Source organism: Mesorhizobium sp. M1A.F.Ca.IN.020.04.1.1 (assembly GCF_003997315.1).
Classification (GTDB): Bacteria; Pseudomonadota; Alphaproteobacteria; order Rhizobiales; family Rhizobiaceae; genus Mesorhizobium.
Map to the genome: position 1 here is coordinate 1 of NZ_RZSN01000337.1, position 2,459 is coordinate 2,459.

3 protein-coding genes are annotated in these 2,459 nt (G+C 66.1%); 1 reads left to right on the plus strand and 2 read right to left on the minus strand.

The features are described from left to right. The coding region (locus EOA49_RS31505) for an aromatic amino acid lyase (protein WP_164749371.1) at positions 1–314 on the minus strand (314 nt) is incomplete at its 3' end. Beyond that, entirely contained in the window at positions 311–1,312 is a 1,002-nt protein-coding gene (locus EOA49_RS31510; protein ID WP_127241841.1) for an ornithine cyclodeaminase family protein, read from the minus strand. The genes EOA49_RS31510 and EOA49_RS31505, both read right to left, overlap by 4 nt. Positions 1,313–1,423: 111 nt before the next feature. On the opposite strand from EOA49_RS31510, the gene EOA49_RS31515 reads away from it, so the two are divergent. Further along, positions 1,424–2,459: MFS transporter (locus tag EOA49_RS31515; RefSeq protein WP_127243580.1), on the plus strand; the 1,036-nt coding region annotated here is incomplete at its 3' end.

Sequence of the window (2,459 nt, forward strand, 5' to 3'; positions counted from 1 at the left end):
GCGATGCGGGCAAACATTGCGGCGCGCACGAGCTGGGCGGGCAATGGGTTTCCCACCGCAGCTCCGCGTCCGTCGAGAAGCTGGCGCTGGAAGGCACCGGCATCGCCTTCGACAGTCGTGCCGAGATTGGCGCCCAGCCCGGTGTTCAGCCCATAGATCTGCTGGCCGCCGGCAGCGGCGTCATCGAGGACCTGGCGGGCCTTGCCGAGTTTCTCGATGACCGCCGGCGTGATCTCGACCTTGCCTGCACTGCGCGCCACGGCGGCCACGTCCTCGATGCTGACGCCGGCGCCGGTGAGAACGAGCGGGGTCATGCGAAACGCAGCCTCTGGCCGATGCCTTGTTCCGCGGCTTTGGCCAGCATCGCCTTGCCGAGCGCGATGTCGGAGAGCGACAGACCCCGATGCCAGAACAGGATCGTCTCGCCGTCGCTTTGCCGGCCCGCTTTGTGCCCGGCAGCGATCTGGCCGAGCTCGGCATGCAGCGTCGCCTCGCTCAGCCGTCCCGTCTCGACATGGGCGCGCAGCGAGCCGAACTTGCCGCCCTTGCACTGACCCCAGTCGTCGACGACGATCTTTTGCATGATGTCGGTAAGCGAAAGCTCCACGGCGCTCATCGTGCCATAGGGCACGACCAGCGCGCCGCGCTTGATCCAGGCGGTCTTGAGCAGGGGTTGCGGTTCCGGTAGCCGCGAGGCTTCGACAACGATGTCGGCGCCTTCCACGCAGCTCTTCCAGTCGGCAACGGCGACAACCGGCTTGCCGAGGTCGCCGGCAAGCTTCGCGGCGAAAGCGTCGCGGCTTTCGGGGCGGCGCGAATGGACGCGGATCTCGTCGAAGTCGAACAGGTGATCGAGCAGTCGCACGTTCCAGTAGGCGGTGCCGCGCGCGCCGATGTGGCCGAGCACCCTGGATGATTTCTTCGCCAGATGCTTGGCGCCGACGGCGGTGACCGCGCCGGTGCGCATATCGGTGATGACGGTGGCGTCGAGGATGGCGCGTGGCGCGCCGGTGCGCGGGTCGAACAGGTTGAGTATGCCGAATTCGGACGGCAGGGCGTGCAGGTAGTTGTCGACATAATCGCCGACGATCTTGACGCCGGCCGCATCGAGCGGCGCCACATAGCCGCGCAGCACGTTGAAATGACCGCGGAAGGACGGATCCGGCTCAAGATGGACGCGCGGCTCGATCACCGTCTGGCCCTTGCCCTGGGCGACGAGCCCGGCTTCGACGGCGCCGATGATCTCGGCATCGCTCAGGCCAAGGGCTTCAATGTCGAAAGCATTGAGGTAGTCGATATAGATCGGCTTCATGCATTTCCCTCGTCCGGCCCGCGCTCATCCATAACAGGCGGCGGGGCGACACGAAAGTTTGTTGGATAAGCTCTGGACTGGTTCAGCCTTATGCTGTTCAACCGGCGCGTCATGACCAGCATCCCCGACAATGAGGCCGTATCCCAGTTCGTGCCGACGGCGGCGCGCCAGGCGCGGCGCGTCGCGCTGATCGTTGCCGTCGCCTTTTTCATGCAGTTGCTGGATTCGACGATCATCTCGACGTCGCTGCCGCAGATGGGGCAGTCTTTCGGCGTGCCGGCAGTGGCGATGAGCATCGGGATCACCGCTTACATGTTGACGATGGCGGTGTTCGTGCCGTTGTCGGCCTGGCTTGCCGACCGGTTTGGCGCGCGCAACATTTTCCTCGTCGCGATCGGGCTGTTCACGCTGGCGTCGATCGCCTGCGGCTACTCACAGAGCCTGACGCAATTCGTTGCCGCCCGCATCGTTCAGGGCCTCGGCAGCGCCTTGATGACGCCGGTCGGCCGCATCCTGGTGCTGCGCAACGCCGCCAAGTCCGAATTGCTTGCCGCCACGGCGCTGATCACCTGGCCGGCCTTGTTCGCGCCGGTGATCGGGCCGATGCTCGGCGGCTTCATCACCACCTATCTGTCCTGGCACTGGAACTTCTTCATCAACGTTCCGCTCGGCCTCGCCGGGCTGCTGCTTGTCGCGCGCTTCGTTCCGGGCGATCGCGAATCCGAGACCAGGCCGCTCGACTGGCCGGGATTCTTCCTCACCGCGCTCGGCCTCGCCGCGATGCTCTATGGGCTGGAACGGCTTGCGCATCCCGAGGATGGCATGCTGCCGACAGTGGGCCTGGTTGCCGCCGGCGTCGCCGTCGGCTGGTTCGCCGTGCGGCACTTGCGGCGGGTGAAGCATCCGCTGCTCGACCTGTCCCCCTTCAAAGTGCCGACCTTCGCCATCTCGACGCTCTCGGCGGGCACGATCTTCCGCGTCGCCATCAACGCCACGCCGTTCCTGCTGCCGCTGCTCTTCCAGGTGGGCTTCGGCATGCGGCCGGTGGACGCCGGCCTGCTGATCCTGGCCTACTTCCTCGGCAACCTCGGGATGAAAGCGGTGACCACGCCGACGCTCAGACTCTTTGGCTTCCGCCGGGTGCTGG